The organism is Planobispora longispora (assembly GCF_016863135.1).
Taxonomy (GTDB): Bacteria; Actinomycetota; Actinomycetes; order Streptosporangiales; family Streptosporangiaceae; genus Planobispora; species Planobispora longispora.
In genome coordinates this window covers 108056-133787 of record NZ_BOOH01000023.1, presented here as the reverse complement: position 1 = coordinate 133787, position 25732 = coordinate 108056, and the positions used below count along the sequence as shown (strand labels likewise).

Annotated in this window: 27 protein-coding genes; 15 read left to right on the top strand and 12 right to left on the bottom strand. The window is 73.2% G+C overall.

What is annotated here, in order from left to right:
- The first annotated feature begins 17 nt into the window (after nt 1-17).
- Nucleotides 18-776 carry an ANTAR domain-containing protein gene (locus tag Plo01_RS16445; RefSeq protein WP_203891458.1) on the top strand — a complete coding sequence of 253 codons (759 nt, stop codon included), beginning with the start codon at nt 18-20 and terminating at the stop codon, nt 774-776.
- A gap of 155 nt (nt 777-931) precedes the next feature.
- Nucleotides 932-1186 (top strand): hypothetical protein, encoded by a 255-nt coding sequence (locus Plo01_RS16440; RefSeq protein WP_203891457.1) that lies wholly within the window; start codon nt 932-934, stop codon nt 1184-1186.
- A 58-nt stretch (nt 1187-1244) separates the two neighbouring features.
- Here Plo01_RS16440 and Plo01_RS16435 read toward each other — a convergent pair whose 3' ends face one another.
- Both Plo01_RS16435 and Plo01_RS16430 read right to left on the bottom strand, forming a co-directional pair.
- Nucleotides 1245-2171, bottom strand: a complete 927-nt coding sequence (locus Plo01_RS16435) for a 5'-3' exonuclease (RefSeq protein ID WP_239316463.1) — start codon at nt 2169-2171, stop codon at nt 1245-1247.
- Between the two features lie 137 nt (nt 2172-2308).
- On the bottom strand, nt 2309-3199 hold the full coding sequence (locus Plo01_RS16430) for a PP2C family protein-serine/threonine phosphatase (RefSeq protein WP_239316461.1): 891 nt from the start codon (nt 3197-3199) through the stop codon (nt 2309-2311).
- Nucleotides 3200-3560: 361 nt separating this feature from the next.
- Between Plo01_RS16430 and Plo01_RS16425 the strand changes: the two genes are divergently transcribed.
- The 4 genes from Plo01_RS16425 to Plo01_RS16410 all read left to right on the top strand — a co-directional run bounded on the left by Plo01_RS16425 (nt 3561) and on the right by Plo01_RS16410 (nt 7455).
- The gene (locus tag Plo01_RS16425; RefSeq protein WP_239316459.1) at nt 3561-4676 is read left to right on the top strand and encodes a M24 family metallopeptidase; all 1116 of its coding nucleotides are present in this window, start codon (nt 3561-3563) and stop codon (nt 4674-4676) included.
- A 157-nt stretch (nt 4677-4833) separates the two neighbouring features.
- On the top strand, nt 4834-5988 hold the full coding sequence (locus tag Plo01_RS16420; protein WP_203891456.1) for an acyl-CoA dehydrogenase family protein: 1155 nt from the start codon (nt 4834-4836) through the stop codon (nt 5986-5988).
- 116 nt (nt 5989-6104) lie between these two features.
- Nucleotides 6105-6419: a hypothetical protein gene (locus Plo01_RS16415; protein ID WP_203891455.1), complete on the top strand. Its 315-nt coding sequence runs from the start codon at nt 6105-6107 to the stop codon at nt 6417-6419.
- A 112-nt stretch (nt 6420-6531) separates the two neighbouring features.
- Nucleotides 6532-7455: an SMP-30/gluconolactonase/LRE family protein gene (locus Plo01_RS16410; RefSeq protein WP_203891454.1), complete on the top strand. Its 924-nt coding sequence runs from the start codon at nt 6532-6534 to the stop codon at nt 7453-7455.
- Nucleotides 7456-7500: 45 nt separating this feature from the next.
- Here Plo01_RS16410 and Plo01_RS16405 read toward each other — a convergent pair whose 3' ends face one another.
- Both Plo01_RS16405 and Plo01_RS16400 read right to left on the bottom strand, forming a co-directional pair.
- Entirely contained in the window at nt 7501-7821 is a 321-nt protein-coding gene (locus Plo01_RS16405; RefSeq protein WP_203891453.1) for an STAS domain-containing protein, read from the bottom strand.
- Between the two features lie 175 nt (nt 7822-7996).
- Nucleotides 7997-8761: a PP2C family protein-serine/threonine phosphatase gene (locus Plo01_RS16400; RefSeq protein ID WP_203891452.1), complete on the bottom strand. Its 765-nt coding sequence runs from the start codon at nt 8759-8761 to the stop codon at nt 7997-7999.
- 233 nt (nt 8762-8994) lie between these two features.
- Here Plo01_RS16400 and Plo01_RS16395 point away from each other — a divergent pair, with 233 nt between their 5' ends.
- From Plo01_RS16395 to Plo01_RS16375, 5 genes are all read left to right on the top strand, one after another.
- A complete protein-coding gene (locus tag Plo01_RS16395; protein ID WP_203891451.1) occupies nt 8995-10158 on the top strand; it encodes a sensor histidine kinase in 1164 nt (387 codons plus the stop codon).
- Nucleotides 10155-11273 (top strand): hypothetical protein, encoded by a 1119-nt coding sequence (locus Plo01_RS16390; protein WP_203891450.1) that lies wholly within the window; start codon nt 10155-10157, stop codon nt 11271-11273. Before Plo01_RS16395 ends, Plo01_RS16390 begins: the two co-directional genes overlap by 4 nt.
- Nucleotides 11243-11968, top strand: a complete 726-nt coding sequence (locus tag Plo01_RS16385) for a response regulator (protein WP_239316457.1) — start codon at nt 11243-11245, stop codon at nt 11966-11968. Before Plo01_RS16390 ends, Plo01_RS16385 begins: the two co-directional genes overlap by 31 nt.
- A gap of 46 nt (nt 11969-12014) precedes the next feature.
- Entirely contained in the window at nt 12015-12485 is a 471-nt protein-coding gene (locus Plo01_RS16380; RefSeq protein WP_203891449.1) for an Lrp/AsnC family transcriptional regulator, read from the top strand.
- Between the two features lie 63 nt (nt 12486-12548).
- Nucleotides 12549-13538, top strand: coding sequence for an RNA polymerase sigma factor (locus Plo01_RS16375; RefSeq protein WP_203891448.1), 990 nt, complete (start codon nt 12549-12551; stop codon nt 13536-13538).
- 120 nt (nt 13539-13658) lie between these two features.
- Here Plo01_RS16375 and Plo01_RS16370 read toward each other — a convergent pair whose 3' ends face one another.
- Genes Plo01_RS16370 through Plo01_RS16360 form a run of 3 tightly spaced genes read right to left on the bottom strand, consistent with a single transcriptional unit; the run spans nt 13659 to nt 15747 of the window.
- Nucleotides 13659-14930, bottom strand: a complete 1272-nt coding sequence (locus Plo01_RS16370) for a cytochrome P450 (RefSeq protein WP_203891447.1) — start codon at nt 14928-14930, stop codon at nt 13659-13661.
- An 11-nt stretch (nt 14931-14941) separates the two neighbouring features.
- Nucleotides 14942-15133: a ferredoxin gene (locus Plo01_RS16365; RefSeq protein ID WP_203891446.1), complete on the bottom strand. Its 192-nt coding sequence runs from the start codon at nt 15131-15133 to the stop codon at nt 14942-14944.
- Complete coding sequence (locus Plo01_RS16360) at nt 15130-15747, bottom strand: TetR family transcriptional regulator (RefSeq protein WP_203891445.1); 618 nt, start codon at nt 15745-15747, stop codon at nt 15130-15132. Before Plo01_RS16360 ends, Plo01_RS16365 begins: the two co-directional genes overlap by 4 nt.
- 447 nt (nt 15748-16194) lie before the next feature.
- Here Plo01_RS16360 and Plo01_RS16355 point away from each other — a divergent pair, with 447 nt between their 5' ends.
- On the top strand, nt 16195-16536 hold the full coding sequence (locus Plo01_RS16355) for a DUF5713 family protein (protein WP_239316455.1): 342 nt from the start codon (nt 16195-16197) through the stop codon (nt 16534-16536).
- A 113-nt stretch (nt 16537-16649) separates the two neighbouring features.
- Here Plo01_RS16355 and Plo01_RS16350 read toward each other — a convergent pair whose 3' ends face one another.
- On the bottom strand, nt 16650-17090 hold the full coding sequence (locus Plo01_RS16350) for a YkvA family protein (protein WP_203891444.1): 441 nt from the start codon (nt 17088-17090) through the stop codon (nt 16650-16652).
- A gap of 4 nt (nt 17091-17094) precedes the next feature.
- A complete protein-coding gene (locus Plo01_RS16345; RefSeq protein WP_203891443.1) occupies nt 17095-17691 on the bottom strand; it encodes a TetR/AcrR family transcriptional regulator in 597 nt (198 codons plus the stop codon).
- An 86-nt stretch (nt 17692-17777) separates the two neighbouring features.
- Between Plo01_RS16345 and Plo01_RS16340 the strand changes: the two genes are divergently transcribed.
- Both Plo01_RS16340 and Plo01_RS16335 read left to right on the top strand, forming a co-directional pair.
- The gene (locus tag Plo01_RS16340; RefSeq protein WP_203891442.1) at nt 17778-18929 is read left to right on the top strand and encodes an FAD-dependent oxidoreductase; all 1152 of its coding nucleotides are present in this window, start codon (nt 17778-17780) and stop codon (nt 18927-18929) included.
- A gap of 103 nt (nt 18930-19032) precedes the next feature.
- Nucleotides 19033-19395, top strand: a complete 363-nt coding sequence (locus tag Plo01_RS16335; RefSeq protein ID WP_203891441.1) for a VOC family protein — start codon at nt 19033-19035, stop codon at nt 19393-19395.
- 107 nt (nt 19396-19502) lie between these two features.
- On the opposite strand, the gene Plo01_RS16330 is transcribed toward Plo01_RS16335, so the two are convergent.
- From Plo01_RS16330 to Plo01_RS16320, 3 genes are all read right to left on the bottom strand, one after another.
- Nucleotides 19503-20474 (bottom strand): N-acetylglucosamine kinase, encoded by a 972-nt coding sequence (locus tag Plo01_RS16330; protein WP_203891440.1) that lies wholly within the window; start codon nt 20472-20474, stop codon nt 19503-19505.
- Nucleotides 20471-21730, bottom strand: coding sequence for a 6-phospho-beta-glucosidase (locus tag Plo01_RS16325; RefSeq protein WP_203891439.1), 1260 nt, complete (start codon nt 21728-21730; stop codon nt 20471-20473). The genes Plo01_RS16330 and Plo01_RS16325 overlap by 4 nt, the downstream gene beginning before the upstream one ends.
- Before the next feature lie 88 nt (nt 21731-21818).
- Nucleotides 21819-23027 (bottom strand): ROK family transcriptional regulator, encoded by a 1209-nt coding sequence (locus Plo01_RS16320; protein ID WP_203891438.1) that lies wholly within the window; start codon nt 23025-23027, stop codon nt 21819-21821.
- A 292-nt stretch (nt 23028-23319) separates the two neighbouring features.
- Between Plo01_RS16320 and Plo01_RS16315 the strand changes: the two genes are divergently transcribed.
- On the top strand, nt 23320-25584 hold the full coding sequence (locus tag Plo01_RS16315) for a HelD family protein (RefSeq protein ID WP_507763410.1): 2265 nt from the start codon (nt 23320-23322) through the stop codon (nt 25582-25584).
- Nucleotides 25585-25732 lie beyond the last annotated feature (148 nt).

The window sequence follows — 25732 nt, the reverse complement described above, 5'->3', positions numbered from 1 at the left end:
GACGCGGGGAGGAGGAGATGGCGCACCCCGGACGGCGCATGGGCCGCATCTTCATAGAACTGGCCGACACTCTGGCCGACGACTTCGACATCGTCGATTACCTGGACAATCTCGCCTGCCACGGAGCCGAAGTGGCGGAGGTGACCGCGTGCGCGGTGCTGCTGGCCGATCCCGCCGGCCCGCTCAGCATGGTGGCCGGTTCCAGCGAGCCGGCCCGCATCGTGGGGCTGTCCCAGCTCAAGTACCAGGAAGGTCCCGGCCTGGACGCCCACCAGGGCCGGACCCCCGTGAGCTGCCCCGATCTCGCGGCCGCCGCCGGGCGCTGGCCGAACTTCGCCTCGGCCGCGGCGGCAGCCGGATTCGCCGCCGTGCACGCGCTGCCCATGGGCTGTCGCGACCAGGCCGTCGGCGCGCTCATCCTGCTGCACACCGTCCCGCTCCCGCTGGAGGCCGCGACCGCCGGTCTGGCCGGGGACCTGGCCCAGGCGGCCGCCATCGGCCTGGCGCACCGGCGCGCGGTGCGCCACCACGAGACCGTCACCGGGCAACTGCGCCTGGCGTTGAACAGCCGGGTGCTGATCGAGCAGGCCAAGGGTCTGCTGGCCGGGCAGCTGGGGGTGACCCCCGATGAGGCGTTCGTGCTGCTGCGCGACTATGCCCGCGCGCACCAGCTCAAGCTGACCGCGCTCAGCCGCGCCCTCATCCAGGGAGAGATCATCCCGGTGTCGCCCCGCGAGTGGCTGGAGCAGGGCGGCGGTCAGCCGAGGATGCCCTGATCCTGGGCGGGGAGGATGGATGAGCCGGTCCCGCCGCCTCTCCGCCCGGCGGGGACGGGCTGCGAAAAAATCGTGGAAGTCGCTGTAACCATCCGGCCGGAACGCCCCTCTTATCTGACGAACCGGCACGAACGAAAAGGACGAGGGAAACCCCGATGAGCGAGTTCTACGTCACCACCACCGACTACTACGACACCGATGGCGACGGCGGCACCGACGTCCAGCTCATCGACACCGACGGCGACTACGTGGCCGACGAGGAGCGCTACGACGCCGACGGCGACGGCGTGACCGACGTGGTCTACCTCGACCACAACGGCGACGGCTACACCGACGAGGTGCGCGTCGACCTCAACGGCGACGGCGTCTCCGACTACACCGAGTACCAGGGCCCCTTCCCCACCGCCTGACGCAGGTAGGCGCCACCGGCCGGCGGTGAACGCCGGACGTCACCCGGGACCGTCCGGCTCAGGCGCTCCAGGACAGGGCGTCGGACAGGCGCTTGAGCGGGCCGCTCAGGCCGTACCGGGTGGAGAGGGCCTCCAGCGCCTCCCGATCGCGGGGCTCCGCCGGGAGGGTGAGCCGCGCGGGCTCCGCGAGCTCCGGGAGCGGCACGTCGAGGACCACCTGGACCACCGCGGGGGCGACGGCGAGGTAGTCGCGGGCGGCGGCCAGCTTGGAGCGCTGTCCCCTGGTCAGGCCGCTCTCCGCGCTCTCGTCGTCCGCGGCCTTGAGCAGCGCTTCGAGCGAGCCGAACCGGGTGATCAGCGAGGCGGCGGTCTTCTCGCCGATCCCGGCGACGCCGGGCAGCCCGTCGCTGGGATCGCCGCGCAGGACGGCGAAATCGGCGTAGGAGCGGCCGGGGATGCCGTACCGCTCGGCGACGACGGTCTCGTCGACGGGCTGGATGTTCTTGATCCCCCGCACCGTGTAGAGGACGCGGACCGGCCGGGCGTCGTCCACCAGCTGGAACAGGTCGCGGTCGCCGGTGACGATGTCCACCGGGCCGGAGGCGCGGGCGGTGAGCGTGCCGATGACGTCGTCGGCCTCGTAACCGGCCGCCTCGACCCGGGCGATCCCCGCCGCGTCCAGCACCTGCTCGATCACCGGCACCTGCGGGGAGAGCGTGTCGGGGACCTCCTCGCCGCCCTCGGCCGCGACCCGGTGGGCCTTGTAGGAGGGGATGGCCGCCACCCGGAAGGCGGGCCGCCAGTCGGCGTCCATGCAGGCGGCCAGCTCGCCGGGGGAGTGCTCCCGGACCAGGGAGGCGATCATGTCGATGACCCCGCGGACCGCGTTGATCGGCATTCCGTCGGGGGCGGTGACCGACTCCGGCACCCCGTAGAACGCGCGGAAGTAGAGGGACGGCGTGTCAAGGATCATCAGTCCGGGCATGACCCCCATTCAACCAAGCGACGCCGACAATCCGCGCGCCGATCGCAACGCCCGGCGGAGCCGGACGTCCCCCGCCGAGACCCTGGCGCCCGGTGGAGCTGAACGCCCCCCGCCGAGACCCTGGCGCCCGGCGGCCGTCAGCCGAGGATCTCGACCGAGAGCAGGCACACGTCGTCCTCGGGGGCGCTTCCGCACACGGCCTCGATCATCTGGTTCAGCCCGGCGTCCAGGCCGCCGCCGCGGGGCAGCCGGGCCGCCGCCTCCAGAGCCAGCGCGACCCCCTCGTCGATGTCGCGGCCGCGCCGCTCCACCAGACCGTCGGTGAACAGCAGCAGCAGGTCGCCCTCCCGCAGGCGCACCTCGGCCGGTTCGTACGGCAGGCCCGCGCCGACCCCGAGCAGCACCCCCTGCGGCGGGGCGAGCCGGGTGGCGGTCCCGTCGCGGACCAGGATCGGCGCGGGGTGCCCGGCCTGCCCCCAGGTGAACACGGAGGTGTCCGGGTCGAGGTGGCCGACGATCGCGGTCGCGGTCGTCTCGGGCATCCGGTGCACGACCAGGTCGTCGAGCCAGGACAGCAGCCGGCCGGGAGGCGCGCCGCTCATGGCGAGCCCGGCGAGCGCGTGCCTGAGCTGGGCCATCCGGGCGAGCGCGGGCAGACCGTGCCCGGCCACGTCGCCGATGGCCAGCACCGCCCGGCCGTCGGGCAGGGAACCGGCGTCGTACCAGTCGCCGCCCAGACCGGCCCCGGCCCCCGCCGGGACGTAGCGCGCCATGACCCGCGCGTGGGGCAGGTCGACGTGGGCGCCCGCGCCGGGGATGATCGCGTCGCGCAGCGCGGCGCTCACGTTCCGCTCCGCGGCGGCCTGCTCGCTGACCTCCAGCAGCATGCGCCGGGAGTCCGAGGCGGTCTGCTCGGCCAGGGCGAGGCGGGCGTTGAGGAGGACGTTCTCGGCGGGGACGGGCTCGCCCGGTTCGTCGTGGGGCCGCCGCATCGTCCGGGCCGCGCCCGGCGGCACCGGACCGTTCACCCGGCCACCGCCGAGGATGTCACGATCGCCAGACCGGGGAGGATCGGGCGTACGGTCTGCATGGTCGTTCCTCGTTCGTACCGGGGGGCGTGGCCGCCGGCACGCCGGAGAAGCGGGATACCGGTGGAGGATGCCTGCGGCTCGCCTATGGGGGTGGTGGTCCCGTCCTGAGGGAGGGGCGGGAGGGATTGCGGGCTGATCGGACGCTCTGCCGGCGGGACGGCCGACAAAACGTGAGCGCCATTACACGGAGTGTAGTGACGTGTTCGCTCAACTGCCAACCCTTGGGGATCCCGCCCGGGATCACCGGTCCGGCTCATGGTGATCCCGGAGCCGTCGGCGCGGCACTAGATTGGTCCACGTGACAAAGGAGTCCTCTGACCTGTACCCCGTCGCCCGCCTGGCCGCCGCCCAGGAGGCGACCGCCGCCGCCGGGCTCGACGCCCTGCTGCTCACCCCCAGCCCCGACCTGCGCTACATCACCGGCTACGAGGCGCTGCCGTTGGAGCGGCTCACCTGCCTGGTGCTGCCCGCGCGGGGCGACGCCTTCATGATGGTGCCGAGGCTGGAACTGCCGGCGGCCGAGCATTCCCCGGCCTCGCGGCTCGGCGTCGAGTTCGTCGCCTGGGACGAGACCGACGACCCCTACGCCGTCGTGGCGGCCCGCCTGGGCAAGGTCGGCAAGGTCGGGCTGGCCGACCTGATGTGGGCGATGCAGTCGCTGCGCTTCCGTGACGCGCTCCCCGGCGCCGAGCAGGTCCTGGCCGGCACGGTCCTGCGCGAGCTGCGCATGCGCAAGAGTCCCGCCGAGATCGCCGCCCTGCGCGAGGCGGGCGCGGCGATCGACGCCGTCCACGCGCAGGTCCCCGACCTCCTGAAGGCCGGGCGGACCGAGCGCGAGGTCGGCGCGGACATCGCCGAGGCGATCCTCGCCGCCGGGCACGTGACCGTCGACTTCGTCATCGTCGGCTCGGGGCCCAACGGCGCCAGCCCGCACCACGAGCTGTCCGACCGCGTCATCCAGGCCGGTGAGCCGGTGGTGGTCGACATCGGCGGCCGGATGCCCAGCGGGTACCGTTCCGACTCCACCCGGGTCTACTCGGTCGGGGAGCCGCCGGCCGGCTTCCAGAAGTACTACGACGTGCTCCAGCGCGCCCAGGAGGCCGCCTGCGCCGCCGTGCGGCCCGGCGTCCCGTGCGAGGAGATCGACGCCGCCGCCCGCGAGGTGATCGCCGCCGAGGGGTACGGCGAGTACTTCATCCACCGCACCGGCCACGGCATCGGCCTGGAGAGCCACGAGGAGCCGTACATCGTGGCGGGCAACACCGAGCCGCTGGAGGAGGGCTTCGCCTTCTCCGTCGAGCCGGGAATCTACCTGCCCGGAACGCACGGCGCCCGCATCGAGGACATCCTGATCTGCACCGAAGGCGGCGGCGAGCGGGTCAACCACCGTCCCCGGGAGCTCGTCGTCATCTGAGATCCCGGACCGTTCCGGGGGAGCGCCCGAGAGCGTTCCGTGACGCCCGCGACGTCTGGCAGATGTCACAATCGGGTCGGATGCCACAATCGGGGTGACCGGCGATCCCGGTCACCCCGTCCTCTTTGTTCCACGCCATGATCTGGAGTGTGCGGCGATGCCCGTCGAGCGTGTCCTTCCGACCCCCGAGGCCCACGACCTGCTGGACCTGGTCCGTGACCTGATCGGCAAGGAGGTCGCGCCCCGGGCGGCGGCCGACGAGTCCGCCGGGCGTTTCCCGCGCGAGGTGTTCGCCACTCTCGGCGCGGCCGGGCTGCTGGGCCTGCCCTACCCCGAGGAGCACGGCGGGGCGGCGCAGCCGTACGAGGTCTACCTGCAGGTGATCGAGGAGCTCGCCGCGGGCTGGCTGGCGGTCGGCCTCGGCCTGTCGGTGCACACGCTGTCGTGCTTCCCGGTCGCCGCCTACGGCACGGACGCGCAGCGCGAGAGCCTGCTGCCCGCGATGCTCGGCGGCCGGCTGCTGGGCGCCTACTGCCTGTCGGAGCCGCACTCCGGGTCCGACGCCGCGGCCCTGACCACCAAGGCCGTCCGTGACGCCGACGGCTACGCCGTGGACGGGGTGAAGGCCTGGATCACGCACGGCGGCGCCGCCGACTTCTACACGCTCATGGCCCGCACCTCCGCCGACGGGGCCCGCGGCATCTCCTGCTTCCACGTGCCCGCCGGAGCCGACGGGCTGTCCTTCGGCGAGCCCGAGCGGAAGATGGGCATGAAGTCCTCGCCGACCGCCCAGGTCCGTTTCGACGGGGTACGGCTCGCGCCGGACGCGCTGATCGGCGCGGAGGGGGAGGGCTTCCGCATCGCGATGGCGGCCCTGGACGGCGGCCGGCTCGGCATCGCCGCCTGCGCCGTCGGCCTGGCCCAGGCCGCCTTCGACGCCGCCGCCTCCTACGCCAAGGAGCGCCGCCAGTTCGGCTCCCGCATCGTCGACTTCCAGGGCGTCGGCTTCATGCTGGCCGACATGGCCACCCAGATCGCCGCCGCGCGCGCCCTCTACCTCGACGCCGCCCGCGCCCGCGACGCGGGGCGGCCGTACGGCACGCAGGCGGCGATGGCCAAGCTGTTCGCCACCGACATGTGCATGAAGGTCACCACCGACGCCGTGCAGGTGCTCGGCGGCTACGGCTACGTGGAGGACTTCCCGGTCGAGCGTCACATGCGCGAGGCCAAGGTCCTGCAGATCGTCGAGGGCACCAACCAGGTCCAGCGCCTGGTCATCGGCCGCGCCATCGCCAAGCACGACCGCCTCTGAGGTTCCGGTCCAGGGCGGCCGCCCGGGACCCGGCCCGGTGCGGACGTCCGGTCCGCGGCCGCGGGCCGGGAGATTTCCGGGCGACCCGGTTACCCTGATGGTGAGGTGTGACCGAGATGTCCGTAACGTTCGTCTTCAACCATCGTCCTCGCATCGACTCCGCCCTGGAGGCCGAGACGGTCTGCTGGGTCTGCGGTGTGGCGGTCGACCCCGCGGACCGGTCCCTGCACCGGGGCGAGATCGCGCCCGCCCCGCGGGGTCCGGACGATCCGTCCCTCCTGGAGGACGTCACCCGGATCCTCCGCGCGGAGCTGGCCGCCACCCCGGTCTCGCTGACCGACGACCAGCTCGGCCTGCTGGCCCGCCGCGCCGCGCAGGCCCTGTACCACCGCGGCGCCATCCGCCCGCGCAACCGCTGGCTCACCGTCTGACGTCCCGGCCGCGTCTGACGCGGCGGCCGGATGCTCCGCAGGATCCTGGGAAAGTGCTGGGAGAGAGGATTCAGATCTTTCCCGGCGCAGGGGGGACGGGGATGGTGATCGTATGAGACCAGGAGCCGTTACAACCGCGCTGCTCACGCTGCTTGTCGCCCTCATGGGCGTGGCCGCGCCCGCGCAGGCCGATGGCGTGGCGCCCTTCCCGGAGAACTTCCCGCTGCCCGACGGGTTCCAGCCGGAGGGGATCGCGATCGGCCCGGGCCCGGTGGCCTACTTCGGATCGCGCGCCACCGGCGACATCTACCGCGCCGACCTGAGGACCGGCGAGGGCCGGATCGTCAGCGAGGGACCCGGGACGCCGTCGCTCGGGATGAAGACCGACCGGCGCGGGCGGCTGTTCGTCGCCGGGGGCACCGGCGGCGACGCGCGGGTCGTCGACGTCCGGACCGGCGAGGTGATCAAGTCCTACGCCCTCGCCACCGGCACGACCTTCGTCAACGACGTCGTCCTGACCCGCGACGCCGCCTGGTTCACCGACTCGAGGAGCCCCGTGCTGTACCGGCTGCCCCTCGGGCGCCGGGGCGCCCTGCCCGACCAGGCGGTGACGCTCCCGCTCACCGGGGACATCGTGTACGGCACGGGCACCAACGCCAACGGCATCGTCGAGACGCCGGACAGCAGGTCGCTGCTCATCGTGCAGTCCAACACCGGCACGCTGTTCCGCGTGGACCCCGCCACCGGCGCCGCCACGCGGGTGGACCTGGGCGGGGAGACGCTCGCCAACGGGGACGGGCTGCTGCTGCTCGGCCGCACCCTGTACGTGGTGCAGAACCGGCTCAACACCGTGGCCGTCATCAAGATCAGCCGTGACGGGTCGTCGGGCCGGGTCGTCGAACGGCTGACCGACCCGGACTTCGACGTGCCGACCACGGTCGCGGTGTTCGGGGACCGGCTCTACCTGCCCAACGCCCGCTTCACCACCACGCCCACGCCGACGACCCCGTACGACGTGGTGTCCATCCGGCGGTGATCGTCCGTCTCGCCGGGCTCCGCGCCTGACGGGCGTGCGCGCCCGTCAGGCGCAGAGCGGGACGGGTTCCGCGCCCAGAAGCAGGCGGTTCAGCCCGGTCAGCTTGAGCAGCCGGCGGACCGCGACGGGCACGCCGATGAGCTGGACGGTGCCGCCGAGCTCGCGCGCCCTGTTGTTGACGGCGACGAGCGCGCCGAGGCCGCGGGCGTCCATGAACGTCACCCCGGACAGGTCGACGAGGAGCCCGCCGCCGGCGGTCAGCGCGTTCTGCAGGCGCGTGCGGAGCGCGGGCGCGGTGGAGACGTCGATGTCGCCGGTCACCCGGTGGATCGTGGAGTTGCCGTGTACGGTCACGGACAGGCCCACGCGGGACCTCCTATCAAGGGGAACGCCGGGCGTCCTTGCGCCCCGGCATCCTGTGGTGGTGCGCCGCGCTGCGGCGGCGTCTACGTGACTATCTCTATATGACGCATTCGGGGGCGGAGTTGTTCCCCGGCTCATGTCGGCCGCCTCCTCATGCGGTGGACGTCGTGCGGCGACGTCATACGGTGACGAAGTCCGCGATGACCACTGTGGCGTCGTCCTTGGGCTCCGCGGCGGCCAGCTCGTCGTACAGCCCGTCCAGGCAGGCGGCGGGGGACGCGCCCCGGGAGAAGAACTCGGCCAGGCGCGCGGCGCCGACGGCCCTGATCACGCCGTCGGTGACGATGGCGACGCGGTCACCCGGGTGGAGCGGCACCGTGCCGAGGTCGGAGGCGAGGTCGGACTCCAGGCCGATCGCGCGCAGCGGCGGGCCGCCCTCGAAGGAGTGCGGCGTGGTGAGCGACCTCGGCCGCCCGCCTTTCGGGCAGTGCCAGATCGCGCCGTTGCCGACGTGGGCGTAGCGCAGGAACGGGTTCTCGCCCGGGTCGAGGACGACCATGTCCAGGGTGCTGATCAGGCCGGACACGGCGGGGTTGCGCAGCGCGGTGGTGCGCACGGCGCGGTGCGCCTCCTGGACGCAGTCCTCCATGTCCTGCTCCCGCCGCGCCGTGTACTGGGGACGGGCGACGACGACGGCGCCCAGGGTCAGGGCTGCGGCGGTGTGGCCGAACCGGGTGGCGCCCCCGCCGTCGGCCACCGCGATCAGTCGTTCCTGAAGGACGTACACGTCGGAGGGGCGGCCCTGCGAGCCCTCGTACGTGCCGCCCGCCACCACCAGCCGCGGCCGGGCCGCCGGCGTGCCGGGCGGCCAGGGCCCGCGCCGGCCGTAGACCGCCATCGTGGACAGACAGCCGATCAGGATCGTGATCACGATGAAGGTCATGGCTCCCCTCTCGCTGAGACACGAGCCCAGTACACGCCCGCGCGAGGCGGTGCGGTTGACGGCTGATCGGCCGTCGTCCGGGGTGACGGCCGATCAGCCGTCGTGCCGCGGGGCCGTGGGCGGCCCAGAGTGTAGGGAAATCCATTCCTGTTTCTTTTTTCCCACTCTGCCCATTCATGTCGGACGCGTTAGGGTGAAACCCGTCTTGTGCTCTTATTGCGGGCGGACGGCACATGGCTCACCCCGGTTCCACGAGTTCCACGAGGTACGACTCGGCGGCCAGGCAGCTGGACAAGGCCGTCGCGCGTACCGGCGCGGCCGCGCGGGGCACGGTGGGCCTGGTTGCGGTCGTCGCCGCGGTGCTCGGCGCCGTCCCGCCGGTCTCCGCCCTGTGGCTGGCGCCCATGCTGGCGGTCGATCTCGCGTGGACCGTGCTGTTCCTCCGCCTCGCCTGGCGGCGGGAACCGCTGCCGTCCTGGCTGGTGGCCGCTGATGTGGCCACCACCGTCGTGTTGTGCCTCGCGCAGCGTCACCTCGTGGCGCGGGAGGCGCTCGACACGGGATCGAGCTGGATCGCGGGACTGGTCACCATGACCGTCGTCGTCGCCGGGGCCACCTGGCTGCCGAAGATCTCCGTCCCCGCCGGGCTGGCCGTGGCCGGCGCGTATCTGGCCGGTGTACGGCTGGCCTCGCCCTCCCACGACGTGACCGGCACCCTGGCGATCCACCTCGTGCAGATCCTCGCGATCACGGTGCTGATGACGCTGCTGCGCCGCTCCGCCGCCTCGGCCGACGCCTTCCTGCGGGAGAGCGCGCACGCCGGGATCGCGCTCATGGTGGAGAGACGGCGGCGCGAGGACGAGCTGAGGCAGGTCAGCAGCATCCACGAGACGTCGCTGCACACGCTGACGATGGTCGGCCTGGGCGTCTACGACGAGCCCTCGCCCGTCCTGCGCGGTCAGGCGGAGGCCGACCTGGCGACGCTGGAGGGCCTGCGCGACGCGCCGCGCGCCGTCACCGGGCCCATCGCCCTGGACTCCCTGCTGGAGGAGGTGGCCGGGCGGGCCGCGGGCCTGGAGGTGCGCAGGCGCCTGACGCCGCAGACCGTGCCCGAGGACGTCGCGGAGCACTTCGCCCGCGCCGTCACCGAGGCCCTGGCGAACATCGCACTGCATTCCGGGGTGCGCGAGGCCGAACTGGTGTCGAGCAGGTGGGATGGCGGGATCCGCGTGGAGGTCGCCGACCGGGGCCGCGGGTTCGACCAGCACCGGCTGCCGCCCGACCGGTTCGGCGTCCGCGGCTCGATCCTCGACACGATGCGCTCCCTGCCGAACGGCGGCGCGGAGATCTCCTCCGGCGAGCAGGGCACCCGGGTGCGCCTGTGGTGGCGGCCGTGATCGAGGACATCGAGCAGGTGGCCCAGCGCTACGCCCGGTACACCGCCCTCGGCGCCGCGGTCATCGCGGGCTTCTGGCACGTCGGCTACGACCTGACGGTCACGGTCGCCGGCTGGCGGGACTTCCGCTGGCCGGTGGCGGCGGCGGCAGCCTGGATCGTCTACACCGCGATCGCCGTGATCGCCACGCTGTCGCTGGCGCGAACCTCCCGCGGGCCGGCCAGGATACGGGAGCTCGCCGTCGCCGCGCTGGCCGTGGACGTCGCGGTGATCGTGGCCTGCCGCCCCGGGGACCTGCTCGGCGTCAGCGACTGGGGATGGGGATCGGTGGGCTGGCTCGGCGTCATGCTGGCGTGGAACCGGCCGCGCTGGCGGACCGAGCTGATCGCGTTCCTCGCCGCCAACGCCGGCATCATGCTGGCGGCGATGGTCGTGACCGGGACGCTCGACCGGGTCTCCATCGCCAAGTACCTGGTGGTCATCGTCGGCGGCATCACCATGCAGCTCGGCTACACGGCGGGCTGCCACACCCTGCGCGCCCGCGCCGAGGACGCCGTGGTGCTGGCCCGCAGGCTCGCCGCCGACGACGCCTGGCGGGAGTCCGCCCGGCGCATCCACGCCGACCGGCTCCGCAGGTACGACGCGATCCGCGACGCGGCGGAATCGCTGCTGAAGCAGCTCGCCGACGGCGCCGACCCCGGTGACCACCGCGTGCGGCGGGACTGCACGGCCGGAGCCATGCGGCTGCGCCGGCTCATCACCGAGCGGGAGGAGGTGCCCGACGCGCTGGTGGCGGTGCTGCGCGAGCGGATCGACGCGGCCGAGCGGCGCAGGATCCTGGTCACGGCGCCGCCGTTCGGCGGGAACCTGCCCGAGCTGCCGGCGGCCGTACGGGAGGACCTGCTCAGAGCGCCGGTCCGGGCCCTGGACGGGGCCAGATCGCGGGCCCGGGTCACGGTGTCCGCGATGTCCACCATGGTGAGCGTGGCCGTCGTGGCCGACAACGACGACCTGCCCGTCAGCGCGACCCCGGTGCGCGAGCCCAGCGGCGTCGTCGTGACCTATCAGCGGCAGGGAGGAGAGGTATGGGTCAACAGCATCTGGCAGGCCCCGTGACCGGGCCCGTGACGGTCGCCCTGGTGGAGGACCACCAGGTCGTGGTCGACGGGGTCAGATCCTGGTTCTCCCCGCCGGGTCCGGTGGAGCTGGTCGCGCAGGGGCCCACCATCGAGTCCGTCCTCGGCACGGCCGCCGACGTGCTCCTGCTCGACCTCAACCTCAACGGCACCATGGTCGTCGGCCGGGTCGCCGAGCTGTGCCAGGGAGGGCAGCGGGTCATCGTCTTCTCCGAGCACGAGGAGCCGGAGACGGTGCGCGCCGTGCTGGACGCGGGGGCCTCGGCGTTCATCGGCAAGGGACGGGCCACGCGGGACTCCTGCCTGGAGACCATCATGGACGTGGCCGCCGACAGGCCGAACGTGACGCCGCCGATGGCCCAGGCGATCGCGACGGACGAGCGCCCGCACCGGCCGCAGCTGTCGGACAAGGAGCGGGCCGCGCTGCTGTTCTGGTTCCAGTCGATGTCGAAGGCGTCGGTGGCGGCCCGGATGGGGATCAAGGAGCGGACCGTGCGCCAGTACATCGACCGGGCCCGGATCAAGTACGCGGCGGCGGGCCGGCCCGCGCCCACCAAGGAGAAGCTGCTCATCTGCGCCATCCAGGACGGGCTCATCCGTCCCGACGAGGTGACCGTCTACACCTCCCTGGCCGCGCGGTCAGGAGAGGGACCCGGCGCCGGAGCCGGATCGTGACCGTCGCGCGGTAACGGGGCGGCCGGGATCACGCTACCTTGGGCGGGTGGAGGAGATCGACCGCCGGATCGTGACGTTGCTGGCTTCGGACGGCCGGATGAGCTTCACCGACCTGGCCAGGGAGACCGGCCTGTCGGTGTCGGCCGTGCACCAGCGGGTGCGCCGGCTGGAGAAGCGCGGGGTGGTGCGCGGCTACGCTGCGCTGCTGAACTATGACGAGATCGGCCTGCCGCTCACCGCGTTCGTCTCCATCAAACCGATCGACCCCGCCGCCGCCGACGACGCCCCCGACCGGCTGGCCCACCTGAGCGCCATCGAGGCCTGCCACAGCGTCGCGGGCGACGAGAGCTACATCCTCAAGGTGCGCGTGGCCTCGCCGAGCGCGCTGGAGGAGCTGCTCAGCCAGATCCGCGTCGCGGCCAACGTCTCCACCCGGACCACCGTCGTCCTCAGCACGCCGTACGAGCACCGGCCCCCCGAGCTGCTGGCGGCGGAGACCTCGGTGGAGAAGGAATAAGGGTTTTTCGGATATTTTCGGCCCGAGGCAACCTGGGGGAGTGCGCCGCGCATCTCCAGTGCGATGGACGAGAAGGAGATCCGACGTTACCTGCGTGAGTCGTTCCCACGGCTCGCGGCGGGGCTGGAGCGGCGCTTCGCCGGGCGGGCGTCCGGCGAGGACGCCGTGCAGGAGGCCGTCGTGCGGGCCTGGCAGCACACCCGTGGAGGCGCGGTCATCGAGTCGTGGGACGGCTGGCTGGCCGTCGTGGCGACCAACGCCGCGCGGATGGAGGTGCGCCGGCGGCTGGCGGAGGAGCGGGCCGTCACGGCCCTGGCCTCCCTGCGCCCCGGGCAGGGGCACCGCACGGCGACGGTCGCGGAGGCGATGGAGGCGCTGCCGCCCCGGCAGCGGCAGATCCTCAGGCTGCACTACTACGAGGACCTGGAAGTCGCCCAGATCGCCCGGCTGCTGGAGATCAGTCCCGGAACGGTGAAGAGCGCCCTGCACCGGGGACGCCGGACGCTGGCCCGCCTTCTCCGACCCTACGAGACGACGAGGAGTTCAGTGGTGATCGGCTGGATGCTGGCGGGGACGCACCCGCAGGAGTACACGTTCGAGCTCACCGGGGACAAGCACGAGGGACTGCCCGTGGCGTCCCTGCGGTGCGCCGTGGACGAACCCGGTGGATTCGGTACGGCGATGCAGATGTTCCGGCCCGAGAAGTACCAGGGCAGGCGCATGCGGGTGTCGGCCTGGCTCCAGGCCCGCGGCGTCACGGACCAGATGGGGCTGTGGATGCGGGTCGACGGCACCGAGGACCAGCCGCTCGCCTTCGACAACATGAGCAACCGGCCGATCACCGGCACCACCGGCTGGGTCCACGCCGAGGTGGTCCTCGACGTGGCCCCCGAGGCCACCGCGGTCGCGCTGGGCGTGCTGCTGACCGGCGGGGGAGAGGCGCTCGTGGCGGGGGTGAGCCTGGAGGAGGTGTCCCCGGACGTGCCGGTGACCGGGGACTACGGGCGGGCGCTGGCCGAAGGGCCGCGCAACCTCGACTTCACCGAGGGCTGATCCGCCGCTCCCGGTCCCGCCGTACACCGGGGCGGGACCGGGAGCGGCGCGCACCGCGGCGGGCGGCCGGGGAGCGGAGCCCCGCCTGCCCCGCCTGCCCGCCTGTTCCGGCCGCCGCGGTCAGCCGATGCGGACCGGCAGGGTGCGCGGCCCGCGCACCTGGCCGGTGGACCAGGTCACCGCCGCCGGGTCGGCGAGGCCGAAGTCCGGGATCCGCTCCAGCCAGACCTCCAGCGCGACCCGCAGCTCCATGCGCGCCAGGTGCGAGCCCACGCAGCGGTGGATGCCCAGGCCGAACGCGGCGTGCCGGTTGACCTCTCGGTCGATGACGACCTCGTCCGCCCGGTCGAACTGCGCGGGGTCGCGGTTGGCCGCCGGGAACGAGAGCAGGACCCAGTCGTCGGCCTTCATGTCGACGCCGTTCCAGCGCATGTCCTCCTTGACCAGCCGGGCCATGGTGACCGGGGCGTAGGCCCGCAGGAACTCCTCCATCGCGGTCGGCAGCAGCCCGGGCTCGGCGACCAGGCGCGCGCGGTCGGCGGGGGTCTTCGCCAGGTGCCACAGGGAGGCGCCGATCGCGCTCCACGTCGTGTCGACGCCGGCGATGAGCAGCAGCCCCATCGTGCCCGCCACGTGCTCCGGGCTGAGCTTGTGGCCGCCGAGCTCGACGTTGATCAGGTAGGTGGTGAGGTCGTCGCGCGGGTTGTCGACGTGGTCGCGGATCTGCGCGTACAGGTAGTCGAACAGCTTCTCCATCCGGGCGACGCGCTCCTCCGGCGGGGAGTTGACGCCCTCGAGCGCGTTCTCGACGAACTCGCGGAAGCGCGGCCCGTCCTCGGGCGGGAATCCGAGCATGTCGGCGATCACCCGCATCGGGATGTGCTGGGCGTAGTCGTGGGCGGCGTCGACGACGTCCCGTCCCGCGAAGGAGTCGATGAGCGAGTGGCAGAACGCCCTGGTCGCCGCCTCCCGCCTGGCGACCGCGGCCTTGGTGAAGGCCGGCAGCAGGAGCTTGCGCGCGTGGTGGTGGAAGGGCGGGTCGGAGGAGATGGGCGGCGCGCCGCCGATGGGGGCGATCTCACGGGGCGGCCGGAAGTTGCTCATGATGATCGCCCGGGACGAGAAGCGCTCGGTGTCGTAGGCGACGGCCGCGACGTCCTCGTAGCGGGTCGGCAGCCATCCGCCGCCGAACCGCTCGGTGTGCGCGATCGGGCAGCGCTGCCGCAGCTCGTCCTGGATGGGGTAGGGGTCGGCCGCCCACTCGGGCTCGGTGTGGGAGAAGTCGGCCGCCCAGTCGGAGACCGGACCGGTGACGATCTCGTTGCGGACGCCGAGGGGGCGGTCCTTCAACGTCTCCCGGAGGTCCCGGCTGAAGCGTTCATCGACGGTCATGTTACATCTCCCTAGAGGATCTCGATCGCCCGTTCGGGACAGTTGGACACCGCCAGGCGCGCCGTGCGCTCCCCGTCCGGCGGTACGGCGCCGTCACCGAGGACGTGCCCGTAGCCCTCGTCGTCCTCGCCGAACAGTTCGGGAGCCAGGTCGTAGCAGCGACCGTGTCCCTGGCACCGTTCGGAGTCGATCCGCACCTTCATCGCGGTGCTCCCCTCTGTGCTGTGGTGTCGGTGGGGGCGAGGACGCCCGCGACGCGGGTGAGCAGGGCGGCCCACTCCTCGTCGTCCACCGCGTGCAGATCCGAGGTGACCAGCGCGCTGCCCATCGCCAGCAGGAGGCAGAAGTGGGCCAGCGCGTCCGGCGGCAGCGTGGGGTCGAGCTCGCCGTCGCGCTGGGCGAGCCGTACGAGCCCGGCGAGCCAGTCGGCGCGCTCGCCGACGTAGCCGCGCATCGAGCGGGCGACCTCCTCGTCGCGGCGGGCCGCGACCAGCGCCTCGACGATGAGGTGTCCGCAGGCCTCGCGGCGGTGGGGCAGCCTGCGGCCGACGGCGACGAGCAGATCCGAGATCCGCCGGTCGGGATCGGCGGCGAGCAGGTCGGCCAGGAGGCGCGGCCCGTGCGCGCGCAGCGCGGCCACCAGCAGCTCGGCCTTCGAGCCGAAGTGCGCGTACAGCGCGCCGTTGCTCACCCCGGCCGAGGCCGCGATGTCGGCCACGCGCGTGCCGTCGTACCCGCGCTCGGCGAACACCTCGGCGGCCGCGCGCAGCAGCCGTTCACGCGTCTCGGCGGCGGTGACGCCCGCGATGCGTCCCATGAACGAATTAAAAGATCGTTCATTTGATTCGTCAATAGGTGGGAGTAAGCATCCGATGACCACATCCCTGGGAGGGATGCGTCGCCCCGGGGCCGGCCTGCCGGCGGAAGCGCGGGGCCTGGACGGGGCAGACAGGGCATCACACCTGCCGGTAGCTTTCTGATCATGTCCGATGCCGACTTCACCCCCCTCCGCGTCACCGGCGTCATGATCGGCCCCCAGCACCTCCGCCGTCCCGTTCTCGGCGCCGCCATACCCGGCGCCCTTTTCTGATCTGGGACGAGGGAGCGAAGGACCGGCTGCCCCGCGCCGAGGCGTGGATACGGCAGGAGGCCCGGCCGTCACCGCCGGGATCACTCGCCGGTGACCACCCGTCTCATTCGGGCGATTGTCGGTGGTGGCGTGCAGTATCGGCACATCGAGTCACGGCGGCGACAGGAGAACAGGGTGCCCCCCAGCAACCAGCAGATAGCCGGTCACAGCTTCCTCGAGGGCATGTACCGGGACGGCTACTACCCCGATCATGTCGTCGACAGGGGCAAAGAGATCTTGTTGCGTCTGTGCGAGCGGATCGAGGCGGATCGGCCGTCGGGTCTCGCGGCGCTGTACGCCCTCACGCACGCGGCGACGGAGGAGTTCAACGAGCTGGAGGCCGAGTTCGAGGCGGCCGGCAGCGGGATCGAGACCGTGGCGCGCGAAGTGATCGCCGAGGACTTCTGGTTCGTGGCCTCGGCCTACGGGTTCACGGACGCGGACGTGGAGGAGCTGATCGCCACCCGCGACTGGTGATCGGCCGGTCCCGCCGCCGACTTCGCCGAGGCCGGACACCGGTTCGGGCGACGGCGCGTGAACGGCGGGCCCGGTCGGGTGGCGAGAGGCGCGGAGGCGTCCGACGGGCCCGGTCAGGCGGTGGGAGGCGCGGCGGGGGGTGGTCTGTCGAGGCCGGTCAGGCGGGTCAGGGCGGCGAAGCCGTCGTCGGTGCCGGGCCAGTGGCGGCGCACCGCCCGCAGGCCGGCCCGGCGCACCACCGAGCGCAGCACCGCGACGACGATGATGGCGTCGTCGGCGTAGCCCAGGACGGGGATGAAGTCGGGCACCAGGTCGATGGGGGAGGCCAGGTAGGCGAGGAGCAGCGCCAGCCGCACGCGCACCCCGCGGGGCAGCTCCCGGTCGGCGGCCAGGCGGCGTACCAGGCGCAGCACGTCGGGCAGGAGCCGCAGCGCCTCCCGGAGCAGCCCGCCCCGCGGCCGGACGATCACCAGCACGGCGATCAGCGCCAGCCAGGTGACCGGCAGCGCGACCGCGATCCCGATCGCCACGTCCCACGCCCATGATCCGGTCATGGGCTCAGCCCTCGGATCGCGAGGGGCCGAGCACGCCGTCGACGAGGGCCTTGGCCAGAGTCAGCGCGGTCTCCCGGGTGATCCGCTCGGGGGGGCCGGTCAGCAGGCCGAACAGGGCGTTGCCGTAGAGCAGGATGAGGGTCCGGACGTCCTCGACGGAGGTGTCCAGGCCCAGCGCCCGGTGCTGCTCGCAGGTGAACCGCACCGAGGCCTCGTTCATCGCCGTCAGCGTCTCCAGCAGGGCGGGCCGCCGGGTCGCCTCGAGGCTGAGCTCGCAGACCGCCAGGTAGCGGATCCGGTTCCGGTCGGCGGCGGCCAGGAGCGACAGGCCGAGCATCTCGATGAGCCGGGCGCGTCCGATCGGCGCGGTCTCCAGGGCGGCGGCGGCCTCCATCTCGGCGTGGTGCAGGTCGGCGACGCGGTCCATGGCGGCGGCGAGCAGGGCGTCCCGGCTGCGGAAGTAGTTGGAGGCCGTCCCGGCGGGCAGGCCGGAGCGTTCGTCCACGGCGCGGTGGCTGAGGCCGTGCACGCCCTGCCGGCCGAGGACGTCGATCGCCGCGTCGGCCAGGACGCGGCGGCGTTCCGTGTTCTGTGGCGCCACCCTCGGATCCTATCGCTGCTGTGGTTGTACAACTGCCGTAGTGCTACGGTTCCAGTAGTACAACGATCGTAGTGAAAGGAGTGGCGATGAGGGTGCTCGTGATCGGGGCCGGAGTCGGCGGGCTCGCGGCCGCCCGGGGACTGCTCGCCGCGGGTCATCACGTCGAGGTCTTCGAGAAGGCCCCCGCGCCGCGGACGAGCGGCGCCGCCCTGACGCTGTGGAGCAACGGTTCGGGCATCCTCGCCGAGCTGGGGGTCTCGCTGGACGGCGCGGGCAGCCCGATCGAGATCCTGGAGCAGCGCGAGGCCGCCGGCCGGCGCCTGCTGCGCGTCGACGTCGCGCGGGCCGCCCGGCGCTACGGACGGCCGCACGTCTCCCTGCCGCGCCGCCGCCTGATCGAACGTCTCGCCGACGGCCTGCCCGGCGGGACGGTGTCCTTCGGCCGCGCCTGCACGGGGATGACCCACGACGAGAGCGGGGTGGTGGCCCACTTCGCCGACGGCGGCGACGCGACCGGCGACGTGCTCGTGGGCGCCGACGGTCACCGCTCGGCGGTGCGGCGGCGCCTGTGGGGCGCGGACCCGGCCGAGCCGAGCGGCTGGGCCACCTGGCAGGGGCTGAGCCGCATTCCGATCGGGGTCACCGGCGGGCGCGAGGGGTTGCTGATCGTCGGCAGGGAGGGCGTGTGCGGGCTGATGCCCGCGGGCGAGGGCCTGCTCCAGTGGTGGTTCGACCGGCGGTGGGAACCCGGCGAGCCCGCGCGGGCCTCCGCCGCCGACGACCTGCGCCGGCGGTTCGGCCACTGGGCCGCTCCCGTGCCCGACGTGCTGGCGGCGATCGGCGACGAGGAGATCGAGTTCTTCCCCCACCACCGGCACCGGGTCCCGCGCGTCTGGGGGCGGGGCCGCGGCACGCTGGTGGGCGACGCCGCGCACACCATGCCCCCCACCCAGGCCCAGGGCGCCAATCAGGCGCTCGAAGACGCCTGGGCGCTGACCCGCGCGCTGCGCGACGTCGCCGGACACGACCTCACCGAATTGACGGACGCCCTGCGCCGATACGAACGCGGCCGTTCCACGCGAGCCGCCCGCGTCACCCGGGCGGCCGGCGCCGAATCCACCGACAAGTACCGCCCGAACCTCAGCCGCCTCCTCCCCGACCGGCTGGCGGGCTGGGCCTACACCCGCTGGCTCGGGCTGATCAGCGACTACCTCGCCGCCGGGGCGGGCGGGCGATGAGAATCGTCCGGGGAGGACGAGGAGAAGCCTCCGGGAGGCGGTGGGAGGAACGGGTGTGCAGAAAGACCTTGTGGCACGGCGGGCGGAGTCGCACGCTGTGCCCATGCACCTGAGCCATCTCGGGCTGCCCGTGCGCGACGCGCGGCGCAGCCTGCGCTTCTACGAGACGTACTTCGGGTTCGACCCCGCCACCGCCCGGCGCTACGAGGACGGCACCGTCATCGTCCGCAACGCCGACGGCTTCGACCTGGCCCTGCACGGCGGGCAGGAGGTGGGGCCGCTCCCCGCCTTCCTGCACTTCGGCTTCCGGATGGGCGAGCCGGAGGAGGTGCGCGCCCTGCTGGCCCGGATGCGGGCCGACGGCGTCGGGGTCGGCGAGCACTACGACGAACCCGCCTACGTGGCGTTCAAGTGCGCCGACCCGGACGGCCATCGCGTGGAGACCTACTGGGAGCCCGAGGCGTGAGCCGGCCGGGGCGTGAGCGGCCGCCACGTCCCCGGCCCCACGTTCCCGGCCCTGACGTCCCCGGCGCTCTTCGGTCCGTGCTCCCGGCGGCCGGGCGTCCTCGGCACTCAGACCTCGGCGGAGAAACGGGCCCGCAGGCGGGCCTTGGCCTCCTCGCTCGCGTCCAGGGCGTCCAGGCCGAGCAGGGCGGCGCCCACGATCGGCGGCACGTCGGCCACGACCAGCTTGGCCTGCGGGGCCCGCTCGGTGAACAGCTCCTCGATCATGCCGTTCAGCAGCGGGTCGCGGGCGGTCAGCACACCGCCGCCCAGGACCACCTCCATGGGGACGCCGAGCAGGTCCAGGCGGCGCAGGGCGACCACCGCGAGCACGGTGACCTCCTCCGCCATGCGCGCCACGAGGGACCGCGCCACCGCGTCGCCCGCGGCGGCCGTCGTCATCAGCACCGGCACCAGCTCGTGCAGCCTGGCGTGGGGCAGGTCGCCGAAGTGCAGGCCGAGGGAGACCTCCTCGACGGTGCGGGCGCCGAAGTGCTCGCGCACCGCGCGCTCCAGCCCGGTGGCCGGGCCGCGGCCGTCCTCGGACCGCACGGCGTGCCAGAGCGTCTCCTCGCCCAGTCCCATGCCGCCGCCCCAGTCCCCGGTGATCTTCCCCAGGGCGGGGAACCTGGCGACCTCGCCGGTGGGGGAGACTCCGACCGCGTTGATCCCCGCCCCGCAGACCACGGCCACGCCGTACGGCCCCGAGGCCCCGGAGCGCAGCAGCGCGAAGGTGTCGTTGCCGACGACCGCCTCCCGCCCGTATCCCCGGGCGAGGATCTCGTCGCGGAGGGCCTCCTCCTCGACCGGCAGGTCCGCGCCCGCCACGTAGGCGGCCACGTGGTCGGCGTACGGCGGGGCCGCCCGCTCGCCGAGCGCCCGCCGCACCGTCTCGGCGATCACGTCGATCGCGGCGCCCACCCCCGCCCGCTGCGGCTCGAAGGCCGCGCCGCGGCCGGTGGCCAGGACGGAGCCGTCCTCGCCGACCAGCGCGACGTCGGTCTTGCTGTTGCCGCCGTCGATGGCCAGGACGGTCCTCACGCGCCCGCCCAGGGCAGGTGCCGCCGGTTGGCGTCGATCAGGCGGCGGGCCAGGTCGCCGGCGAGCGACGCCTGGCCGACCAGCGGGTGGGCCAGCAGGGCGTCGGCCACCCGCTCCTCGCCGCCGTGCAGCGCGGCCTCCAGGGCCAGCGTCTCGTACGCGGTGACGTGCGCGATGAGCCCGGCGTAGAGCGGCTCCACGGCCGGTACGGCCAGCGGCACGGCCCCGGCGGCGGTGATCCGGGCGGGCACCTCGATGACCGCGTCGTCGGCCAGGAACGGCAGGGTCCCCCCGTTGCGGAGGTTGACCACCTGGGTGTCGCCCCGGTCGCCGGCGAGCGAGGCGATCAGCGCCACCGCGGCCTCGGAGTAGAACGCGCCGCCGCGCTTGCCCAGCAGCTCGGGCTTGGCGGTCACCGACGGGTCGGCGTACAGCTTCAGCAGCTCGTCCTCCATCGCCGCGACCTCGGCCGCCCGCGACGGCTTGGCCTTCTGCTCCTCCACCACGAGGTCGTGCTCGTAGAAGTAGCGCAGGTAGTAGGAGGGCACCACGCCCAGGCGGCGGATCAGATCGACCGGCAGGCCGATGTCGTCGGCGATCTCCTGGCCGTGCGACTCCAGCAGCGCGGGCAGCACGTCCTCGCCGTCGAGGTGGACGGAGCGCTCCCAGGTCAGGTGGTTGAGCCCGACGTGGCCCAGGGAGATCCGCTCGGGCGCGACGCCCAGCTTGGCGGCGAATCGGCGCTGGAACCCGATGGCCACGTTGCACAGGCCGATGGCCCGGTGCCCGGCCTCCAGCAGGGCCCTGGTGACGATGCCCACGGGGTTGGTGAAGTCGACGATCCACGCCCCGGGCGCGTGCTCGCGGACCTTCTCGGCGATGTCCAGCACCACCGGGACCGTGCGCAGGGCCTTGGCGAGGCCGCCCGCGCCGGTGGTCTCCTGGCCGACGCAGCCGCACTCCAGCGGGAGCGTCTCGTCCACGTTCCGGGCCGTCTGGCCGCCGACGCGCAGCTGCAGCAGGACGGCCTGCGCCCCGGCGACGCCCTCCTCGACCGACGAGGTCGCGAGGATCCTCCCCGGGTGGCCGGCGTGCGCCAGCATCCGGCGGGCCATGCCCGCGACCAGCTCCAGGCGGTGGGCGTCCGGATCGACCAGCGCGATCTCGGTGAGGGGAAGCTCGTCCCGGAGCCGCGCGAACCCGTCGATCAGCTCCGGCGTGTACGTCGAGCCGCCCCCGACAACGGCGATTTTCACCTTTTCACTCCTGTCATGTAGCGCCCCCGGTGGAAACTCTCCGGGCGAAAGGACACAGTGACCGCGGGCGCCCCGGCGGGCCGGGCCGTCACGCGGAGATTCCGGGCACGACGGGGCCGAAGACCTCGTCGCGGACGCCGGCCAGGGCCACGTCGAGAGCGCCGGTCAGGACCGGGTTGCCCTCGACGGCCGACAGCAGCAGCGGCGGCCGGGGGATGGTGAGCGCGTGCAGCTCGTGCTCGACGAGATCGCGGAGCGTCTCGCCGCCGGCGGCGAAGGTGCCCCCGGCCAGGACGACGAGCTCGGGGTCGACGACCGCGGTGACGGCGGCCAGGCCGACGGCGAGGCGGGCGGCGATGTCGCGCAGCCCGGCGCGGGCGTCGTCGGCCCCTCTCCCGGTGCCCTCCGAGGCCAGTACGGCGTTGCGCACGGCCGCGGCGGAGGTGGCGCCGCGCACGCCGTACGAGCGCAGGACCTTGAGCACGGTGCGGCCGCCGGTCAGGGCCTGGAAGCCGTGGTCGGCGTCGTGCCCGACCTCGCGGGCGGTGGGGGCGCCCAGCGCGGGCATGTAGCCGACCTCGCCCGCGCCGCCGGTCGCGCCGCGGTGCAGCCGTCCGCCGAGCACCAGCGCCGAGCCGAGGCCGGCGTCGGCCCAGAGCAGCACGAAGTCCTGCCGGCCCCGGGCGGCGCCGCGGGCCTGCTCGCACAGGGCGACGAGGTTCACGTCGTTCTCGATGCGGACGTCGGCGCCGAGGCCGTCGCGGAGGGTGGGGACCAGGTCGGGGATGTGCCAGCCGGGGATGTGGCCGCCGTAGCCGAGCCTGCCGGTGACCGGGTCCAGGGCGCCCTGGATGCCGATCACCACGCGCCGCAGGCCGCTGGGGACGTCCTGGGCCCCGGCGCCGTCGAGCGCGGCGCGCAGCCGGCCCACGATGTCGCGGCCGGAGCGGCCCGGGGTGGGCAGGCGGTGCTCGCCGGTCACGGCGCCGGTGATGTCGGCGACGCGGGCCTCGATGCGGGAGGGGGTGACGTCCACCGCGGCGACGTGGGCGAGGCCGGGGTTGATGCGGTAGACCTCGGCCGTGCGGCCGGGAAGTCCCTCGCGGATGCCGTCCAGGACGACGAGCCCGGCGTCCTGAAGACGGGAGAGGAGTTGCGAGGCGGTGGGTTTGGACAGGCCGGTCAGCGCGCCGATCTCGGGCCGGGTCAGCGGGCCGCGCTCCAGGAACGCCTGGATCGCGGCGCGGTCGTTGATCGCGCGGAGCAGGCTCGGAGTGCCCGGTGTCGGTTGGGCCACTGCCCCTCCACCTCATCTACTGTTAGGAAACTTTCCTAACCTCCAATGAATCTAGAAGTCCCGGTGCGGGGCGTCAAGCGAGAAAGGGAAATGCGGCGCGGGCTGCAATCAACCTGTGACGCCGGAGGGGTAGAGAACGAGAGGAAAGAGAATGCGAATGTCTCGACGGACCTGGTAAGGTGGTGGTTTGTCACACAACTACTGAAATAGCCCTATATTGACCTAACAGTAGCCATATGGCCCGGAGTATCCCATTACTAGCAACGATAATGGAGCGACGGCAACCCGTCAAATCGAGCTCGCCAAAGAACAGGAGTACGTCTCCACCCTCTACGAACGGCTCGATCTGCTGCGCGACCGCACCCAGCGCCAGCTCGACGGTGTCCTGGCCCAGGGCGGAGGCGGCACCCACCAGAACCGCTCGGAACGCGACACCTTCGCGGGGATGTACGCCGAGCGACTGGCCCGGCTCTGGGCGGTGGAGAACAGCCTCTGCTTCGGCCGGCTCGACAACGCCGACCAGACCTCCCTCTACATCGGCCGCATCGGCCTGGCCGACGACGACCAGCGGCGGATGCTGATCGACTGGCGGGCCCCGGTGGCGCAGCCCTTCTACCGGGCGACCCCCGCCGCCCCGATGGGCGTCACCCGCCGACGTCACCTGCAGACCAAGGGCCGCACGGTGATCGGCGTCGACGACGACCTGCTCGATCTCGACAACCTCACCGACGAGGCCGCCGCCACCCTCAACGGCGAGGCCGCGCTGCTGGCCTCCATCGGCGCCCGCCGCACCGGCCGGATGCGCGACATCGTGGCCACCATCCAGGCCGAGCAGGACCGCATCATCCGCTCCGACCTGAACGGCGTGCTGGTCGTGCAGGGCGGTCCCGGCACCGGAAAGACCGTGGTGGCCCTCCACCGGGCCGCCTACCTGCTGTACACCCACCGCGAGAAGCTCGCCCGCCGGGGCGTGCTCATCCTCGGCCCCAACCTCACCTTCCTGCGCTACATCGAGCAGGTCCTGCCCTCGCTCGGCGAGACCGACGTGCTGCTGTCCACGGTCGCCGAGCTGTACCCCGGGGTCACCGCCGCGCGCAGGGACCGGCCCGAGGTGGCCGCGCTCAAGGGCGACGAGCGGATGGCGCAGGTGGTGGCCCGCGCCGTACGGGAACGCCAGCGCGTGCCCCGCAAGCCGATCGACATCAAACTCGACCGCTACACCCTCCGGCTCGACGGCCGCACCCTCGACGCCGCGCGCAACCGGGCCTCCCGCGCCCGCCGCACCCACAACGAGGCCCGCGCGGTCTTCGTCCGCCACCTGCTCAACGCGCTCGCCCGCCAGGCGGCCAAGCAGCTCGGCAAGGGCATGATCGACGACGACGAGCTGGCCGACCTCCGCGAGGACCTGCGCACCGAGCAGCCGGTGAAGGCCGCGCTGAACCGGCTGTGGCCGTACACCACCCCGCAGCAGCTCCTCATCGGGCTGTTCACCTCCCGCGAGCGGCTCGACTACGCCGCGGCCGACCTCGCCCCGGCCGAGCGCGAGCTGCTGCTGCGCGAGCCGCCCCGCAAGGGGGAGAGCTGGTGGACCGAGTCCGACGTGGCACTGCTGGACGAGGCCGCCGAGCTGCTCGGCGACATCGATCCCGCGGTGCTGCGGGCCGGGGCGTGGATGGCGGAGGAGGAGCAGGCCGCGGCCCGCGCCGCCGACCGGGAGGAGAGCCAGGCCCACCTCGCCTACGCCAAGGAGGTGCTGGAGCTGACCGGCCTGTCCGACATCATGGACGCCGAGAAGTTCGCCGCCCGGCACCTGGGCGACGAGTTCTACCTCACCACCGCCGAGCGCGCCGCCGGGGACCGCACCTGGGCCTTCGGCCACGTCATCGTGGACGAGGCGCAGGAGCTGTCGCCGATGGACTGGCGGATGGTCATGCGCCGCTGCCCGAGCCGGTCGATGACGCTCGTCGGGGACCTGGCGCAGACCGCCTCCGCGGCCGGGGCGCGCTCCTGGAAGCGGGTGCTCGACCCCTACGTGGCCGGGCGCTGGCGCACCGAGAGCCTCACCATGAACTACCGCACCCCCACCGAGCTGATGGCCGTGGCCGCCGCCGTCCTCCCGCTGGTCGGTCCCGGGCTCACCGCGCCCGACTCGGTCCGGGAGACCGGCGTGCGCCCCTGGGCCGCCTCCCCGGCCGAGGCCCTGGTGCCGCTGGTGAAGTCCGAGGCCGTCGAGGGCGGCCGCCTCGCGGTGATCGTCCCCGAGTCCCTGAAGGACGAACTCGGCGAGGCCGTGACGCTGGGCGTTCCCGGCGCGGTCGCCGGGCCCGGCCTGGCGGCCCTGGACGCCCCCGCGGCGGTCCTGACCGTCGCCGACGCCAAGGGACTGGAGTTCGACACGGTCGTCGTGGTGGAACCGGCCCTGATCCTCCGCGAGTCCGCGCGCGGGCCGAGCGATCTCTACGTCGCCCTGACCCGCGCCACCCAGCGCCTGGGTGTGGTCCACACCACTCCTCTCCCCGGGGAATTGGCGGGGCTTGAGTGGCAGCGGATTACATGAGAGCATTGACAGCTCTTGTCGATCATGGCCTAGCTGGGGGGATGCACTGTCTCCGCAGCTGGTAGCGGGGTTGACATCTGGACCGGTGCCGGTAGTTTGCTGCCCAGTCCAGCACGGGACTGGCCGGTTGGCCGTCTCCGACGTCGCC

Coding starts and splice junctions, on each gene's coding strand:
- Plo01_RS16445 (WP_203891458.1), top strand. CDS start 18: ATGGCGCACCCCGGACGGCGCATGGGCCGCATCTTCATAGAACTGGCC.
- Plo01_RS16440 (WP_203891457.1), top strand. CDS start 932: ATGAGCGAGTTCTACGTCACCACCACCGACTACTACGACACCGATGGC.
- Plo01_RS16435 (WP_239316463.1), bottom strand. CDS start 2,171: ATGCCCGGACTGATGATCCTTGACACGCCGTCCCTCTACTTCCGCGCG.
- Plo01_RS16420 (WP_203891456.1), top strand. CDS start 4,834: ATGCCCGTCGAGCGTGTCCTTCCGACCCCCGAGGCCCACGACCTGCTG.
- Plo01_RS16415 (WP_203891455.1), top strand. CDS start 6,105: ATGTCCGTAACGTTCGTCTTCAACCATCGTCCTCGCATCGACTCCGCC.
- Plo01_RS16410 (WP_203891454.1), top strand. CDS start 6,532: ATGAGACCAGGAGCCGTTACAACCGCGCTGCTCACGCTGCTTGTCGCC.
- Plo01_RS16400 (WP_203891452.1), bottom strand. CDS start 8,761: ATGACCTTCATCGTGATCACGATCCTGATCGGCTGTCTGTCCACGATG.
- Plo01_RS16395 (WP_203891451.1), top strand. CDS start 8,995: ATGGCTCACCCCGGTTCCACGAGTTCCACGAGGTACGACTCGGCGGCC.
- Plo01_RS16385 (WP_239316457.1), top strand. CDS start 11,243: ATGGGTCAACAGCATCTGGCAGGCCCCGTGACCGGGCCCGTGACGGTC.
- Plo01_RS16375 (WP_203891448.1), top strand. CDS start 12,549: ATGGACGAGAAGGAGATCCGACGTTACCTGCGTGAGTCGTTCCCACGG.
- Plo01_RS16370 (WP_203891447.1), bottom strand. CDS start 14,930: ATGACCGTCGATGAACGCTTCAGCCGGGACCTCCGGGAGACGTTGAAG.
- Plo01_RS16365 (WP_203891446.1), bottom strand. CDS start 15,133: ATGAAGGTGCGGATCGACTCCGAACGGTGCCAGGGACACGGTCGCTGC.
- Plo01_RS16360 (WP_203891445.1), bottom strand. CDS start 15,747: ATGGGACGCATCGCGGGCGTCACCGCCGCCGAGACGCGTGAACGGCTG.
- Plo01_RS16350 (WP_203891444.1), bottom strand. CDS start 17,090: ATGACCGGATCATGGGCGTGGGACGTGGCGATCGGGATCGCGGTCGCG.
- Plo01_RS16340 (WP_203891442.1), top strand. CDS start 17,778: ATGAGGGTGCTCGTGATCGGGGCCGGAGTCGGCGGGCTCGCGGCCGCC.
- Plo01_RS16335 (WP_203891441.1), top strand. CDS start 19,033: ATGCACCTGAGCCATCTCGGGCTGCCCGTGCGCGACGCGCGGCGCAGC.